Annotated in this window: 11 protein-coding genes; 9 read left to right on the forward strand and 2 right to left on the reverse strand. The window is 52.1% G+C overall.

All coding sequences use genetic code 11. From position 1 onward, the window contains the following. Positions 1-70: 70 nt before the first annotated feature. Positions 71-1,852, reverse strand: coding sequence for an aspartate--tRNA ligase (gene aspS / locus CX651_RS14170; RefSeq protein ID WP_101056565.1), 1,782 nt, complete (start codon positions 1,850-1,852; stop codon positions 71-73). Between the two features lie 188 nt (positions 1,853-2,040). Then, positions 2,041-4,848 (reverse strand): transporter substrate-binding domain-containing protein, encoded by a 2,808-nt coding sequence (locus CX651_RS14175; RefSeq protein WP_373296853.1) that lies wholly within the window; start codon positions 4,846-4,848, stop codon positions 2,041-2,043. 156 nt (positions 4,849-5,004) lie between these two features. On the opposite strand from CX651_RS14175, the gene cmoA reads away from it, so the two are divergent. The 9 genes from cmoA (at position 5,005) to CX651_RS14215 (ending at position 15,293) form a co-directional block, all read left to right on the forward strand. After that, positions 5,005-5,736, forward strand: coding sequence for a carboxy-S-adenosyl-L-methionine synthase CmoA (cmoA, locus tag CX651_RS14180; RefSeq protein WP_101056566.1), 732 nt, complete (start codon positions 5,005-5,007; stop codon positions 5,734-5,736). Continuing rightward, positions 5,733-6,701, forward strand: coding sequence for a tRNA 5-methoxyuridine(34)/uridine 5-oxyacetic acid(34) synthase CmoB (gene cmoB / locus CX651_RS14185; protein WP_101056567.1), 969 nt, complete (start codon positions 5,733-5,735; stop codon positions 6,699-6,701). The genes cmoA and cmoB overlap by 4 nt, the downstream gene beginning before the upstream one ends. Positions 6,702-6,764: 63 nt before the next feature. Then, complete coding sequence (locus CX651_RS14190; RefSeq protein WP_039032905.1) at positions 6,765-7,529, forward strand: ATP-dependent zinc protease family protein; 765 nt, start codon at positions 6,765-6,767, stop codon at positions 7,527-7,529. Between the two features lie 8 nt (positions 7,530-7,537). Further along, positions 7,538-9,043, forward strand: coding sequence for an inactive transglutaminase family protein (locus CX651_RS14195; RefSeq protein ID WP_101056568.1), 1,506 nt, complete (start codon positions 7,538-7,540; stop codon positions 9,041-9,043). Position 9,044: 1 nt separating this feature from the next. Beyond that, entirely contained in the window at positions 9,045-9,992 is a 948-nt protein-coding gene (locus tag CX651_RS14200; RefSeq protein WP_039032903.1) for an alpha-L-glutamate ligase-like protein, read from the forward strand. Continuing rightward, on the forward strand, positions 9,964-11,802 hold the full coding sequence (locus tag CX651_RS19885; RefSeq protein ID WP_110691264.1) for a M3 family metallopeptidase: 1,839 nt from the start codon (positions 9,964-9,966) through the stop codon (positions 11,800-11,802). The genes CX651_RS14200 and CX651_RS19885 overlap by 29 nt, the downstream gene beginning before the upstream one ends. Continuing rightward, positions 11,762-12,832 carry a DUF3541 domain-containing protein gene (locus tag CX651_RS14205; protein WP_229839804.1) on the forward strand — a complete coding sequence of 357 codons (1,071 nt, stop codon included), beginning with the start codon at positions 11,762-11,764 and terminating at the stop codon, positions 12,830-12,832. The genes CX651_RS19885 and CX651_RS14205 overlap by 41 nt, the downstream gene beginning before the upstream one ends. Before the next feature lie 58 nt (positions 12,833-12,890). Next, positions 12,891-13,787 (forward strand): LysR family transcriptional regulator, encoded by an 897-nt coding sequence (locus tag CX651_RS14210; RefSeq protein WP_101056570.1) that lies wholly within the window; start codon positions 12,891-12,893, stop codon positions 13,785-13,787. A gap of 414 nt (positions 13,788-14,201) precedes the next feature. Then, on the forward strand, positions 14,202-15,293 hold the full coding sequence (locus CX651_RS14215) for a hypothetical protein (protein WP_101056571.1): 1,092 nt from the start codon (positions 14,202-14,204) through the stop codon (positions 15,291-15,293). Positions 15,294-15,464 lie beyond the last annotated feature (171 nt).

The raw sequence follows: 15,464 nt of genomic DNA on the forward strand, positions 1-15,464 counted from the left end.
CCGGTAAAAAAACAGACCGAGGCTTATGCCCCGGTTTGATTCACACTTTTATGACTTCAAGCTCAGTCCTTCAGACTTCAGCTTTGTCGGCCGCCTTTTCAGCAACCTTGATACCCAATTCCACCAGTTGTTGTGGATTGGCCTCACCCGGTGCATTGGTCAACGGGCAGGCTGCGGTAGTGGTTTTCGGGAACGCCATCACGTCACGAATCGAGCTGGCGCCTGTCATCAGCATTACCAGACGGTCGAGACCGAAGGCCAAACCTGCATGCGGTGGTGTGCCGTAGCGCAGTGCTTCCAGCAGGAAGCCGAATTTTTCTTTGGCTTCTTCATCTGTGATCCCAAGAATCCGGAATACTGTGGCCTGCATCTCCTGGTTGTGGATACGCACAGAGCCGCCGCCGAGTTCGGTACCATTAAGTACCATATCATAGGCGTCTGATACCGTCTCGGCCGGGTTGGCTTCCAGCTCAGCCGGAGTCACGCCCCGCGGCGCGGTAAACGGATGGTGCACTGCGTACAAACGGCCGTCGGCCTTTTCGAACATAGGGAAGTCCACAACCCACAGCGGCGCCCACTCGCCCTGGAGCAGGTTGAAATCTTCACCCAGTTTCAGACGCAGCGCGCCCATGGCTTCGGCAACCACATTGGCCTTGTCGGCACCAAACAAAATGATATCGCCGCTTTGCGCGCCGGTGCGCTCCAGCAGCGCCTTGACGATATCTTCATTGAGGAACTTGAGCACAGGTGACTGAATGCCTTCCATGCCGGCAGCCAGGTCGTTGACCTTCATCCAGGCCAGACCGCGAGCGCCATAGATACCGACATACTTGGTGTAGTCGTCTATCTGCTTACGGGACAACTCGGCGCCGCCCGGCACCCGGATAACCGCCACTCGGCCTTCAACATCGTTGGCCGGGCCGTTGAATACCGCAAACTCAACATCCTTGACCAGATCGGCCACGTCCACCAGTTCCAGTGGGTTACGCAGATCCGGCTTGTCGGAACCGAAACGGCGCATGGCTTCGGCATAGGTCATGGTCGGGAATTCCCCCAGGTCCACGTTGAGCAATTCGAGGAACAGACTGCGCACCATCTCCTCGGTCTTTTGCATCACCTGCTCAGAGCTCATGAAAGAGGTTTCGATATCAATCTGGGTAAATTCAGGCTGACGGTCGGCGCGCAAGTCTTCGTCGCGGAAGCATTTGACGATTTGGTAGTAACGGTCGAAACCTGACATCATCAACAGCTGTTTGAACAGCTGAGGCGATTGAGGCAAGGCGAAAAACTGCCCCTTGTAAGTGCGGCTTGGCACCAGATAGTCACGGGCGCCTTCCGGCGTAGCCTTGGTCAGAATAGGGGTTTCGATATCCAAAAAGCCGTTGCTATCCATAAAACGACGCACGGCACTGGTGACCTTGGCGCGGAAAATCAGTCGCTGGGCCATTTCCGGACGACGCAGGTCCAGATAGCGATACTTGAGACGCTGCTCTTCGCTGTTGTTCTGGAAATTATCCATACTCAGCGGCAGAGGGTCGGCGGCGTTGATTATGGTCAGTTCCTTACCCAGCACCTCGATTTCGCCGGTACGCATATGAGCGTTGACCTGGCTGTCGGGACGGGCTCTGACCACACCTTTGACCTGGACACAGAATTCGCTGCGCAGTGTGCTGGCGACATCGAAAACCTCAGGCAAGTCCGGGTCATATACTACCTGGATCAGTCCTTCACGATCCCGGAGATCCAAAAACACCACACCACCCAAGTCGCGGCTACGGTTTACCCAACCCACCAGGGTCACTTCTTGTCCAACGTGGGACTTGTTTACGTCCCCACAATAATGACTGCGCATCTGCTTTATATCCTTTATTCCGGCCTGCTGAGCTCTGGAATGATTCAACACGATAAGAGCGGCATTATAGAGAAAATCTGCCACTTACCAAAGTACTTCACTTTCAGACGGTGAAGTATCAAACAGTTTGCTCCCTTTGACCAGTGGCTGAACCAAGGTCAAAGCACGAGCGTTCAAAATAACAACAATCAGGCACTACGATAACAGTTGCCGCCGCCCTTTTTAGCGCGATACATGAGTTGATCGGCCCGTTTGAGCAGTTCGATGGCGTTGTCACCGTCCACCGGATACACGCTGATCCCGACACTGAGCGACAGCTGCACACTGATATCTTGCCACTTAAGAGGCCCTGCCAGCGATTGGATAAAGTTCTCCGCCACCTGGCAGACGGCATCGAAATCCTGAATCCGATTGAGGATCACCACAAACTCGTCGCCACCAAAGCGCACCAGGGTATCAGATTTGCGAATAACAGTAGCCAAGCGTTCTGTTACTTGTAGCAGCATTCTATCTCCTACCTCATGGCCATAGGTGTCGTTAATGGCCTTAAAGCCATCGACACCCAAAAACAGCACAGCAAAACGCTCCTGCTCTCTGGCATGTTGCAAAAACGCCTGCTCCAGCCTGTCATCGAGTAGCGCCCTGTTGGGTAAGCCGGTGAGCGGATCGTGATTGGCCAGGTGTGCCATCTTGAGCTCGGCCTCGCGCCTTAAGCTCATTTCCCGGCTGAGGCGCCGATTGAGCTGCAACACCAGCAGCACAATAAACAGTGCAATCAAGAGTGCCAGTAAAAAATAGCCAAGCCACTCCTTGTATTCTTGGCTCTTATCGGTAATCACAGTGCCAACCCATTTTTGATGGATCCTTTGCCTTTGGCTGTCATCCAGTCCCCTTATGGCTTGGTTAATCAAAGGCACCAGCGACTTATGACCAGGCGTGACACCGATATGACTTTTCTGATCGGCCATATCGGTTATCAGGTTCATCTTCAGCGCCGGATATTGCCCGGTAGAAAGTGCTGAGCCCAGCGATACCACTTTATCGATAAAGAGATCTGCCCTTCCCTGGCTGACGGCCTCCAATCCTTCACGCATGCCGGGCACCAACACCGGGATTATCCCCTGGCTCTTGGCCATAAGTTCACCGGCGAGCTGATAGCCTTCAACAATCGCTACCCGCTGACCATTGAGTTGCCCCAGGCTATAAAGAGTCAGATGATCCACGGTGGAAACCATGGCCCAGGGCGATGGCCAGTAGCCGTCGGAAAAAGCCAGCGCAGCATCTTGTTCATCCCTCGCCGCCAGACTGGCGGCCATCACCACTTCGCCGCTGCCAAGCGCCTTGAGGAGATCGCGCCACTCATCGAAAGCCACGGGCAGCAGTTTAAGCCCCAACTGCTGCGCCACCCTCGTCATCACGTCGGCATTAATTCCGGCAAACTGCCCCTGTTGGTCTTCAAATTCAAAGGGAGGCCAATCCTTGAGATAGCCCACTTTGAGCTCGGGTAAACTTTCAAGATAGCGCTGCTCGGCTTGAGTCAATGGCAGCCGACTCTGCTCCTTGCTGTAAACATGATCATCGCCATTGAGCATCCATTTGTTTTCCAGCGCCGCCAACTCCTCGCGGGTCAACAGGTTAAAGCCTGCGATCAGCCTTTGGGTCAGGCCATGGTCCTGTTTGCGAGTCAACACATAGATATCTGAGCTGAACTGCAAAGCTTTGGCTTGCTGGTAATCGGCCCAGAGTCCATGAGTCAACAGATAATGCTGCGTCCAGGCCGAGGGCGAGACAAAGCCTGAGATATCGCCACGGTCAGCGGCGTTGACCATGGCATCGAGAGAGTCAAAATACTTGAGCTGTACCTTGGGCAAGGCCTGTTTCAGCTCTGTGATATAGGGCGATGATGGGAAAATCCCTAAGCGTTTGCCGGCCAAAAGTGCCAACGAATCCACCACCTGGCCTTTGAGAAACAGACGGCTGCTTTGGGTGTGCAGGTGCCAGGCACGCTTGAGTCCTGAGCTAAGGTCGTCACTTTCAGGGTAGCCAATATGGGCATCGACAATCCCCTGCTTAACCAGCCCTAAAGCGCTATTCATGTTGCCGGCAACAAACTCCACCGGCACCCCGGTTTTGGCGGACCATTTGTGCCAGATATCCACATACAGGCCATGGGGTAAACCATCCGGCCCAAGATCAGAAAACGGCTCCATATTCAGTGGCATGGCAACCGTGATCCCGTGTTGATCGGTACGATACCCCAGCCAGCGCCTTTGGGTTTGAACAATAAACTCAGGAGTGATCTGGGCAAAACCGCGATCGATTTCGGCCACCAAGGCCTGCCTTCCCTTGGCAACAGCCGGTGCCACTTGTGAGTGCTTGATCAACATCCGGTTGGCGGTTGGGTATTGCTGGGCGATACTGCGGGCCAACTGGCGGTCGCGAAGATACCCTTCCATGCCGGCAAACACCTTGATTTCTCCCCGGGATACCGCCTTGAGCAATGCGTCGCGACCTGGGTATAAGGCAAATGAAAGGCCGGGCTCCTGCGCCTTAAGATCCGATTCATGGGATGAGCCTGTGACTATCCCTATCCGATACGGCAGCAGCTTCTGAAAACTGTCCTTGTGCCTCAGTTCAAAATGCAGATAGAGGTAAGTATCAATACGGCTAATAGGCTTGGCAAATTCAAACTCGGCCTCTCGTTCCGGGGTCAAAGCCAACGCCAGATGCACATCCGCCTTGCCGTCTTTGAGTTGCCTTAATGAGTCGTTCCAATGCCGCGCCACTAGTGTGATGGGTCTTTGATTAACCCGGCTCCATTCCTGCCAAAGGTCCACCAATATCCCTTGTGGCTGGCCGGCATCATCAACAAATTGGTAGGGGTAACTGTCCTCCCCCATGACGATGACAAGCGGGGGCGCAGAAGACAGATCTTGGGTGGCCGCTTCCAGCGGCAGACATACGAGCACACACAATAGACTCAAAAGAGAGGTCAGCGATTTCAAGTGCTTATTTCCTGATAAGGCGATGTAATTATTTTGTTACTCCCGCATCATTAGACAAAAAATTTGCGTCAATTACCAGAGCACACTTGCTGCTTTCAGGCGGGATTCGGTAAAATAGGTCACTGATTTTCCCGCACTAGATTTCAGATGAACACTTCTCAAGACACCATATATGCAACTGACTGCGGTCAGGTCTCAGACTTTGCTTTTGATGATAGGGTGGCCGGCGTATTCAGCGATATGATCCGTCGCTCTGTGCCGGGTTACGGTCAGATCATCAACACCATAGGCGATTTCGCCGAGCGCTTTGTGACACAAGACAGTAAAGTCTATGATTTAGGGTGTTCTCTTGGCGCGGCAACTTTAAGTATTCGTAGGCGTATTGAAGGCAAGGGCTGCGAGATTATCGCCGTCGACAACTCACCGGCGATGACCGAGCGCTGTCAGGAGTATCTCAATGCTTATGTCAGCGATACCCAAGTGCAGCTTATTTGTGGTGATATCCGTGATGTCGCCATCGAAGACGCCTCCTTGGTGGTACTCAATTTTACTTTGCAGTTTCTGCCGCCTGAGGATCGCGATACCCTGATCCAGAAAATATATGCCGGCTTACGCCCCGGTGGTGCCTTGGTACTGTCGGAAAAAATCCGCTTCGGCGATGAAGTTATCCAACAAGTACTGGATGAACATCATCTGGATTTCAAACGCGCCAATGGCTATAGCGAGTTGGAGATCAGCCAAAAGCGCAGCGCACTGGAAAACGTGATGAAACCCGATCAACTCGACAATCACTACAACAGATTATCCCAGGCCGGTTTTGCCCATTACGGCGTCTGGTTTCAGTGCTTCAATTTCACATCCATGGTAGCTATCAAGTGATCAGTTTCAGTAATTTCTATCAACAGATTGCCGACTCCAATCTGCAGCATTGGCTGGAAACACTGCCAGCCAAACTCGGCGACTGGCAGAGAGAACACAAGCACGGCGCCCTACCCAAGTGGGAAAAAGTGCTCGCCAAGCTCAACTACCCCGCCCCCGACCGACTGGATTTCAAAGACAGTGTCACCATAGGCTCAGGTGAGCAATTGGCAACAGGGCAGCGGGAAAAACTGGAAAACCTGCTGCAGTTGCTGCATCCCTGGCGCAAGGGGCCATTTCATATTCACGGCATTCATATCGATACCGAATGGCGCTCTGATTGGAAGTGGGAGCGCGTCGCGCCCCATATCAGCCCGCTGGCAGGTAGAACCGTGCTGGATGTGGGCTGCGGCAGCGGCTATCACATGTGGCGCATGTATGGTGAAGGCGCCAAAATGGTGGTCGGTGTCGACCCCTCCTCACTATTTTTATGCCAGTTCGAAGCGGTCAAACGCCTCGCCGGCGACACTCCGCCAGTGCACCTGCTGCCTTTGGGGATAGAAGAACTGCCACCACTGGATGCCTTTGATACTGTGTTCTCCATGGGAGTGCTCTATCACAGACGTTCCCCCATTGATCACTTGTTGCAACTACGTGACCAATTGCGAACCGGAGGTGAACTCATTTTGGAGACTTTGGTCATAGAAGGTGATGAAAATGCCGTACTGCTGCCACGGGATAGATATGGAAAGATGAATAATGTATGGTTTATCCCGTCCGTTGCCGCGTTGCAACTCTGGCTTGAAAAGTGCGATTTTCGTGAGGTTCGCTGTGTCGACGTCGATGTAACATCACTGGCCGAGCAACGCTCCACGCCCTGGATGCGCAACGAATCTCTGGTGGATTACCTCGATCCGACCGACATCAATTTAACAGTGGAAGGTTACCCCGCCCCCAAACGGGCAACCTTTATCGCGATTAAGTAAGTCGAGTTCACCGAACCCTATATAAAAGTGACGCAATCTGGAAAACAGAATACAGGAAGCACTATGTTGAAACAGACGATTTCAATCGCCGTCATGGCCTCCATGGCAACACTTGCCGGCGGCTGCGCCAGCACTCAGGAAGTGGCCAATGCCCCGGTGCCGGTCGACGCCCAGACCTTGCAGTCCAACCTCGCCTCTCAGGAAGCCAGCATAGTCAATGTGATTGCTCAGGCTCAGAATCAACAGCAACAGCATCTGGATGCCCTGAATACTCAGCTTCAGAGTTTGCAACAGCAGATGAAGAAACTGCAGCAGCCCCCCAAGGAAACCATCAAGGAAGTACAGGTGCCTGCGCCCTGCGAAGCCTCGCCCATTGGCGACAAATATATTCTCGGTGAAGTCGAAAGCGTCTTTATCGATGAGCTGAATGCCAGTTTCGATACCCGTATCGATACCGGCGCCGAATCCTCTTCACTCGATGCCCGCAACATTATTCTGTTTGAGCGTGACGGCGCCCAGTGGGTTAGATTCGATGTGATGATCAATGGCGCGGATGCGCCGGGAAAAACTTTCGAATCTAAGGTGGTACGTTTTGTTCGTATCAAGCAAGAGGCCGATGAAAAAGACGATCGCCGTCCGGTAATCCACGCCCACCTCAAAATAGGCAAATATGCCGCCGAAACCGATCTTAACCTTACCGACCGCAGTCACCTCGAATATCCTTTGCTGCTCGGCCGCAAGTTTATGAAAGACATAGCCGTTGTCGATGTAGGCCAAGCTTACCTGCACGGCAAAGCCAAAGACTTAGTGATTTCGAGCCATAAATAGGAGCGGTAATGCATTCACGGAAACCTTTCTACCTGGTGGTAGCTCTGCTGTTTATTGTTGGGCTCAGCGCCAGTATTTATCGTGGTATTGAACACAATGTACCCTTCCTGCCCGGTGAGCAGGTGCAAAGTTGGGCAGTCGATGCCAAAGTGAGTTTTCAGGGTACGGGAGGTCCGGCAGAAGTCTCTTTCTCCCTGCCACAGGATCCGGCATTTGAAGTCTTGATGGAAAATGCCACCTCCCCGGGTTATGGCCTGACTATCAGCAACAATGAACAGGGCCGCCGTGCGCTTTGGTCGATTCGTCAGGCCAATGGCCAACAAGACCTCTACTATAAAGTCACCCTGATCCCCACAGGCCGTGAAATACTCAAGGCTCAGGAAGAACCTCTGCCGCCGATACCTTACATCTGGTCAGCGACCGAGAAAGCAGCCGCCGAGCAGGTGATGGACGAAGCCTGGGCTCGCAGTGCCGGTAACCTCTCTTTTGCCCGTGAGATCATGCGCGCCATTGCCGGCCGCGATCGCAGTCAAAACATAGAACTGCTGCTGTCGGCTAACTCACCCACCAAGCTGTTTGTCCATATGCTCAACAGCCGCGGTATCCCGACTCAGGAAGTCAATGGGCTATATCTGGAAGATCAGCGCCGTCGGCAGCAACTGTCTCCCTTTGTCGAAGTCTATCAGGACGGTCAATGGCACCTGTTCGATCTGGTCAAAGGCACAGAAGGCCGTCCGGAAAACATGGTGCTGTGGGAGCGCAATGGCAAATCGGTATTGGACGTGCTGGGTGGCAGCAACTCCCAGGTCAACTTCTCCATGTTGAAAGACACACGTTCAGCCCTGGCGACCTCCATAGACATGATGGCCAAAAACAGCGCCTTCGACTTTTCCCTCTATCAACTGCCGCTGGAAGAACAGAGCCTGTTCAAGGGTATTTTGCTGATCCCCATCGGAGTGCTGATGGTGGTATTCCTTAGAGTTATCATAGGCATCAAGACGTCAGGTACCTTCATGCCTGTGCTTATCGCCCTGGCCTTTATCCAGACCACACTGCTGACCGGCCTGATAGGTTTCCTGCTGATTGTGGCCTTTGGCTTGATGATCCGCTCCTATCTATCACATCTGAACCTGTTGCTGATTTCGCGAATATCGGCGGTGATCATAGTGGTGATAGGCATCATAGGCCTGTTTACCCTGCTGTCGTACAAGTTTGGCCTCAGTGAAGGCCTGACTATCACCTTCTTCCCGATGATCATTCTCGCCTGGACCATTGAACGTATGTCTATCCTCTGGGAAGAGGAAGGCGCCAAAGAAGTAATGGTACAAGGTGGCGGTTCACTTCTGGTAGCCATTCTGGCTTATCTGGCCATGAGCGCCACTTGGGTACAGCACTGGGTGTTCAACTTTCTGGGTATCCATTTGGTGATCCTGGCGCTGGTGCTGTTGATGGGTCAGTACACGGGTTATCGACTGCTGGAGCTCAAGCGCTTCAAGCCACTGGCAGGAGAATAAGATGAATTTTGCCTGGCCATGGCAGCTACGCCGCGCTGGCGTGCTGAATATGAACAAGCGTAATATCGACTATATTGGCCGCTACAACCCGCGCAAGTTTTACAAACGAGTGGACGACAAGCTCACCACCAAGCAACTGGCGCTTGCCAATGATATTGCCGTGCCCGATCTGATAGGCGTGGTGCGCGAGCAACACGGTATCAATAGCATTCCCGAGCAGGTAAAAGATCGCAGCGGCTTTGTGATCAAACCCTCCAAAGGCTCGGGCGGCAAAGGGATCTTGGTGATCACCCATGTGGAAAACGGTCGCTTCTATAAGCCCAACGGCAATGAAGTCACCCCGAGCGAGGTCGATCGCCACGTTTCCAATATCCTCAGCGGCCTGTTCTCCCTCGGTGGCAAGCCGGATGTAGCTATTATTGAGGGCTTGATTGAGTTCGATCCCGTATTCGATGGCTTCAGCTATGAAGGGGTTCCGGATATCCGCCTGATAGTGTTCAAGGGTTTTCCTGTGATGGGAATGCTCAGGTTGTCCACCGCCGCTTCCGATGGCAAGGCCAACCTGCACCAGGGCGCGGTTGGTGTCGGCTTGGATATCGCCACCGGCCGCGGTCTGCATGCGGTGCAGTTTGACCGCCCGGTCGATTTGCATCCGGACACGGGGCGTAACCTGATTGAAATCGAGGTGCCCCACTGGGATACCTTGCTGCACACGGCCTCGAGCGCCTATGAGATGTGCGAACTAGGTTATCTGGGAACCGATATGGTACTGGATCAAAACAAGGGACCACTGCTGCTGGAGCTCAACGCCCGTCCCGGGCTTGCCATCCAGATAGCCAATGGCATGGGGATATTGCCAAGGCTGCAGCATGTGGAAAGAATGACGGGCAAACCCATGTCAGTGGAAGAACGGGTCGCTTATGCCAAGAAGCACTTTGCCAGCCGCTAACTCCGGCCTGAGTCCATCTCGCCTCAAGTCCAGGCTGCCACTGTCGGTGTTGGCTTCGCTGCTGGCATCGACAATGGCGTCGGGCATTTCCCCTGCCCTGGCCGCGCCTGATGCCGTCCCCTTGCTGACGGCTCAATGTGTCGAATACAGCAGCAATTTTCAACCTGAATTTCAAGATCTGCAGCTGCTGGAGCGACAAACCCTCGGGCTGCACAATATCAATGACCGCCTCGGTTATTATCGGAGTTTTCCCCTGTCAGCGGCGCAGCATGAGCTGTTGTTGCAGTGTCAGTTGAAACTGGCCGACACCATGGATAGATTCCTGAGCGAACCGGCGCTGATAAGCCTCACATCCGAACTGAACCAGAATGATGAGCCACAGCTTCAGGCATTGGCCCAGAGGTTGGACTGGTTGATGCAACAACATCTGGGCATAGAGGAAAAAGCACGCCTTCATGGCGCCCAGGCCAGCATTCGCCAGGGAATGCGCAGTGACGATCTCAAGCTGGAGTTGGGACAATGCGCCCTGCCCGGCATGCAACAGGCTCTCAACCCCGAAGAGAATTCAGCGGAGCAGGAAGCCGCTCAATCAGCCCAAAAGCCCGGCTTTTTTGCAGTCAATATCGCCTCTTACTTGATGCAACAGGCCGATGGTGATTGTCGCGCCAAGGTTTGGCGCACTTATCAGGGCCGCGCCAGATTACGCAATCAACTGCCGCTGTCATCTGTGTTTGCCCTGAGACAAGAGCAAGCCAAAGCGCATGGTTACCCGAGCTACAGTGATTTTATCCTCAGTTCTCAGTTGCTGAGCACCCCAAGCGATGTGGCCAAGTTTCTCGATGCCAGCACTCAAAAACTGGATTACGCCCCTTGGGATCTGGGCCGCGAGTTACAACAGGCCCAGTCAACAGAAATGGTCGCGCTCAAAGACTCTGAAGTACTAAAAGCTCTGTTTGACCATCTCAAACCGCTGGGATTAACCGCAGAGCGGATTAACGACGACTGGCTCAGGGTGTATCACCATGGTCGGCTGTTGGGTGAACTGCTTATCAGCGAAGGTAAACACAACCGCCATAAAATGCTGCGCCGCGCCGTTGTCGGCCAACAAACCGGCCAGAGCGAGCTGGTGCTTAAGCCTCAGCAAGTGAAGCTCAAGGACTATCAGACCGCAGTTTCTTCCCTGAGTGCCGCCATAGCCCAACTCAGTGGCGGCGGCCGTTATTATCTCAATAACAGTCTGGAGTTGCCTCAGGATGGCGCCGGAGTGGGCAAAGCCTGGCTTGAGCGCTATCTGAGCGATGCCTTTGCGTTTTCACTCAAGCCGGCTCCCGGCTCGCGCGAACAACTGGCCGAAGAATACCAGCAGCAGCTCAAGGTGTTTCGTGCCAAAGTGGCCCTCGCCAGCTTTGAAGCCTTTGGCAACAGCCAATACCCACAGCTGCACAAGGCGTTTGAAGCCAGTTTTAATGGCTCCTGGCCCGAAGTCAGTGATTATAGCTACAGCTTTGGCGCCATCAGCGATCAGGGGCCGCTCTATTATCTCGGGCTCTGGCAACAGCAACTTGCCAAAGCCATAGATGTTCACACCCGGGGCTGCAACCCGGCGCAACTATTTGATCTCTTGCTGGTCAACGAATCAGCCCAACCTATGGCCGCCCGTTTGCAAAGCCTGTTTGGCGCTGCCGATGCGGCCACACTCATCCGGAGGATACGCGATGCCAATACTCAAGAGAACCGGTCAACTGACACTTGCCCTCTGCCTGGGAGTGATGAGCAGTACCCTGGCCGCCAAGAGCCAGCCCAGCGCTGATGAGGTTTATCAACGCATTCAGCAGAATCTGGAGCAACATCTCTACCAGCTGCCCCCAAGGGTGCAGGGCCATTACGGGATCCGCCTCTATCGGATGACAGGTGACGAGCAGTACGCCAACGCCGCCTTGGTGGATCTGTTTGCGGTTACTGAAGCGCAAAGCTTCTATGCCTGCCAGCTGGACGACCCTGAATTTGTCAAAAGTGAATCGCTCAAGGCGATATCCCAACTGGGCAATGGCCCCCGGGCCAAGGCACGCAAAAAAGCGCTCAAACCCTTCCCCGAATTTCTGTTTTATACCGATGTGCTGCTGCGCTACGCCAGCCGTATAAATGAGTTTGGTTTTACCGGCCCCTGCCACGACAAGTTGCTCAAAGGGCTCAAGAGTACAGATCTGCAGCACGGCCTGACCGACGAAGCCATGATTGAAGCCTGGGCGGCGCAGCTGATCAATTATGTTTACTGGGCCAAGCAACTTGGCGTTGGCGATTACCTGGAAGACTACAAAGCCGCCTTCAAACGTGTCTACCCGGATGCCGAAGATAGCAAGCTCAGTAAGGCACAATATCGCAATAAGCTCTATGGCCTGACTCACTTTATCTTCGCCGCCAGTGAATACTATCAGCACCCGGTAGATGCCAAGGAGTTCGCCTGGATCCTCGACTACTTCGAAGCCAACCGCGAGCGGATCCTCAGTGATGCCACCAACGATATTATTGCCGAAGTAGGAATAAGCTATCTGCTCGCCGGCAAGGGCAAAGATCATCCCATGGTGAAAGCCACTCAGGCGCACATAATCAACTCCTTCGATCCTGAGGTGGACTTTATTCGCTCCCCCAAAGGCAACCCGGCGCTGGCTCTGGGGGAACACCGTAATGTGCTGGCGATGATGCTGCTCAAATGGCCGGAAAAACTGCATAAAGGCCCCTATTTGAGTGAGCTCAAGGCGACCCGAAAATACCTGCCGATGCAGGTGACGCCACTCGAGTCGGTCAAACAGGCGACCGAGTCGACGAAAAAGGCTAAATAGTTTGAAAAACTGGCAGTTTCCACCCATGATAGGCCGAAATCTGACGAGTTTTTAGAAAATGAACAGACCCAAGTCCACATTGGAACAGTGGCGGATCCTGCAGGCCGTCGTCGACTTCGGTGGTTACGCCCAGGCCGCAGAGCAGCTCAACAAGAGCCAATCATCCCTCAACCATGCTGTGGCCAAGCTGCAGCATCAGTTGGGGATCCAACTCCTCGAAGTGCGTGGCCGCAAGGCCTATCTGACCGAATGCGGCGAAGTACTGCTGCGTCGCTCTCGTCACGTCACTCAGGCTGTGGGGGAATTGGAGCAGCTCGCCAGCAATCTGGAACAGGGCTGGGAGCCAAGTCTGAGCATCGCCAGGGAGTTGGTCTACCCGATGGAAACCCTGACCGAGGCGCTGGCCGCCTTTCTGCCCCAGAGCCGCGGAACCCGGGTCACAGTGCGGGACACAGTGATCAGCGGCACCCAGGAGATGATCAAAAACCATCAGGTAGATATTGCGATTTGCGGTACCCCGCCCATGGGTTATATCTCAGAGCCCCTTTGCGACTTGGACTTCTACCTGCTCTGCCACCCTTCCCATCCGCTGGCGGCCCAAGTGGAAATTGAAGACGACAGAGTGCTGGCCCAACATCTGCAAATTGTGATCAAAGATACCGGCGTCAATAGTCAGCAGGAAATCGGCTGGCTCAAGGCCGAGCAGCGCTGGACCGTCAGCAACTTCCACGAAGCCAAGGTGATCCTGGCCAAAGGCATAGGTTTTTGCTGGATCCCGGCGCATCTGGTCAAGCAGGAGCTGAAAAATGGAGAACTGGTACGCCTCAGTCTCAAAGGCTCCAGCAGCCGCAAGATACTGCTCAGTCTGGTAGTGCCACAGAGAGACAAACAGGGCCCGGCCTGTAAGCTGCTGGAATCACTTATCCTGGCTCAGCATAAATCTGGCTCAGTATAAATCTGAGCTCATTATAAATAGTAAGAAACGGAGCAACTTCATATTTACGCTGTGTCCCTATGGTATGACGTCACGAATATCAGTTAGAAAAAGACTCGAACAGCTCCGGGAGAGCGCGATAACGCTGGTTTTTCAAGCATTATTGAGGTTTTAACAAAAGCCCCTGAAATTTGAAGATAATCTGGCGCATTATTTCTGTAACATCACAGAAAGTATCGTTAAAGTCATATAGATATAAAACACTGTTGGTAGATAATAGGTTTGGAAACCGCGCATGTACGTTTAACTACAAGGGATATTTTGGCTAGACTCTATTATATCTAACTAATACAAAGAGATAGCTATGCGCGTTTACAGCCCTCCGAGGACTAAAACGCGCATGCGCACTATAAGCTGGTATGTTTACGAGAAATCATGAGCACATCTATACACACAATTGATGCACGCGGGCATATTATGCTCGAGACAATGCGAGACTATTTTGGCCTGTCTCCAGAAGTCATGTTTCGAGAAATACAAGGGATGGTCGCAACGACGATCGATATCCTGAATTCTAAAGGAATTAAGTATCAGGATTTAAGAACAGCCTTGGTTCCTAGAACCGACCGATTTGAAGCTGGATTTATTTTTGATTCACAAGATATTGAATCAAGCTGGTATGGCTTAGAAGTAATGAAACAGGTTCTACCGCTTCTTGATTTAAAATCAAATCATAGCGTGCAATGCGGAGACCTGATTGGAAATGATCAGGAATTCATATTCTCGGTTCTTCAGGAGTCATTAGTTCTGTCGAGAGATTTGGAGTTTGTGCACGGGACAGTGCTATATTGTGTTTATATAAATAATTTAACTGAGTCTGGTTTAGAGCGAATTCACAAATCTCTATCGCAGTTCAAACCATATGTTGGGTTTATACCGGGAACTTTCTCTTCCCGTGCTCGCATTTATTTGTCTACGATCCTCGCCAATAGTTTTCTCAAACATGGCAAAAAGGTTATTATGGGGCATGAGGATGATAGGCCAAACGAAGAGAATATAAATATGGCTGGCTATCCTTTCGCAGACTATGGCTTAGAGGTTTATAGCCTCCAATCCATGTATTTTGATGTTCTTTTAAGCTATAAAATTGAGAGGCCTATTTTCAAAGGTTTTGAATCTGACACGGAATTATCACTTAATGCAATATCTGATCAGATATTTCCAATTGATGGATTTGAAATTAAAATTGAAGATGCGAAATATGAATATTTGAAATCTGCCAAATGTGGAAAACTTGAAAAGGCGGGAATCGAATCCTTAGACAAGGAAGATATTTCGGATCTTATTCGCTCGAAGGTTTCTGATAGTTATATATATAACCTGTCGTATTTGCCAGATCATAATGTATCAAAATTTAACGTGATGATTGAGATTCCTAGGCCTGATGGTAGTTACCCAACAAGAGTGGTAACTGCTCTTGAATATAAGCCACAAGAGAAAGTATTGCGAGTGATAACGATGCATTAAAAACATAATAATTTTCCAAAAAATATAAAAATAATATGGAAAAACGAATATAAAAGAATATGAAAAAGAATATGGACTCCCAGCGTTAATGACGCGGAAGTAAACATCCGACTATACTTTGTTTAAGCATTTAACAAGGAGGTTATTATGCCGCGCCCTCGCCGAACTCAA

It is taken from the genome of Shewanella chilikensis, assembly GCF_002836945.1.
Classification (GTDB): domain Bacteria; phylum Pseudomonadota; class Gammaproteobacteria; order Enterobacterales; family Shewanellaceae; genus Shewanella; species Shewanella chilikensis.

What these genes read in the sequence shown, in the direction of transcription:
- aspS (WP_101056565.1), bottom strand. Translation starts at nt 1,852, where the DNA reads ATGCGCAGTCATTATTGTGGGGACGTAAACAAGTCCCACGTTGGACAA.
- cmoA (WP_101056566.1), top strand. Translation starts at nt 5,005, where the DNA reads ATGAACACTTCTCAAGACACCATATATGCAACTGACTGCGGTCAGGTC.
- CX651_RS14190 (WP_039032905.1), top strand. Translation starts at nt 6,765, where the DNA reads ATGTTGAAACAGACGATTTCAATCGCCGTCATGGCCTCCATGGCAACA.
- CX651_RS14195 (WP_101056568.1), top strand. Translation starts at nt 7,538, where the DNA reads ATGCATTCACGGAAACCTTTCTACCTGGTGGTAGCTCTGCTGTTTATT.
- CX651_RS14200 (WP_039032903.1), top strand. Translation starts at nt 9,045, where the DNA reads ATGAATTTTGCCTGGCCATGGCAGCTACGCCGCGCTGGCGTGCTGAAT.
- CX651_RS19885 (WP_110691264.1), top strand. Translation starts at nt 9,964, where the DNA reads ATGCCAAGAAGCACTTTGCCAGCCGCTAACTCCGGCCTGAGTCCATCT.
- CX651_RS14205 (WP_229839804.1), top strand. Translation starts at nt 11,762, where the DNA reads ATGAGCAGTACCCTGGCCGCCAAGAGCCAGCCCAGCGCTGATGAGGTT.
- CX651_RS14210 (WP_101056570.1), top strand. Translation starts at nt 12,891, where the DNA reads ATGAACAGACCCAAGTCCACATTGGAACAGTGGCGGATCCTGCAGGCC.
- CX651_RS14215 (WP_101056571.1), top strand. Translation starts at nt 14,202, where the DNA reads ATGAGCACATCTATACACACAATTGATGCACGCGGGCATATTATGCTC.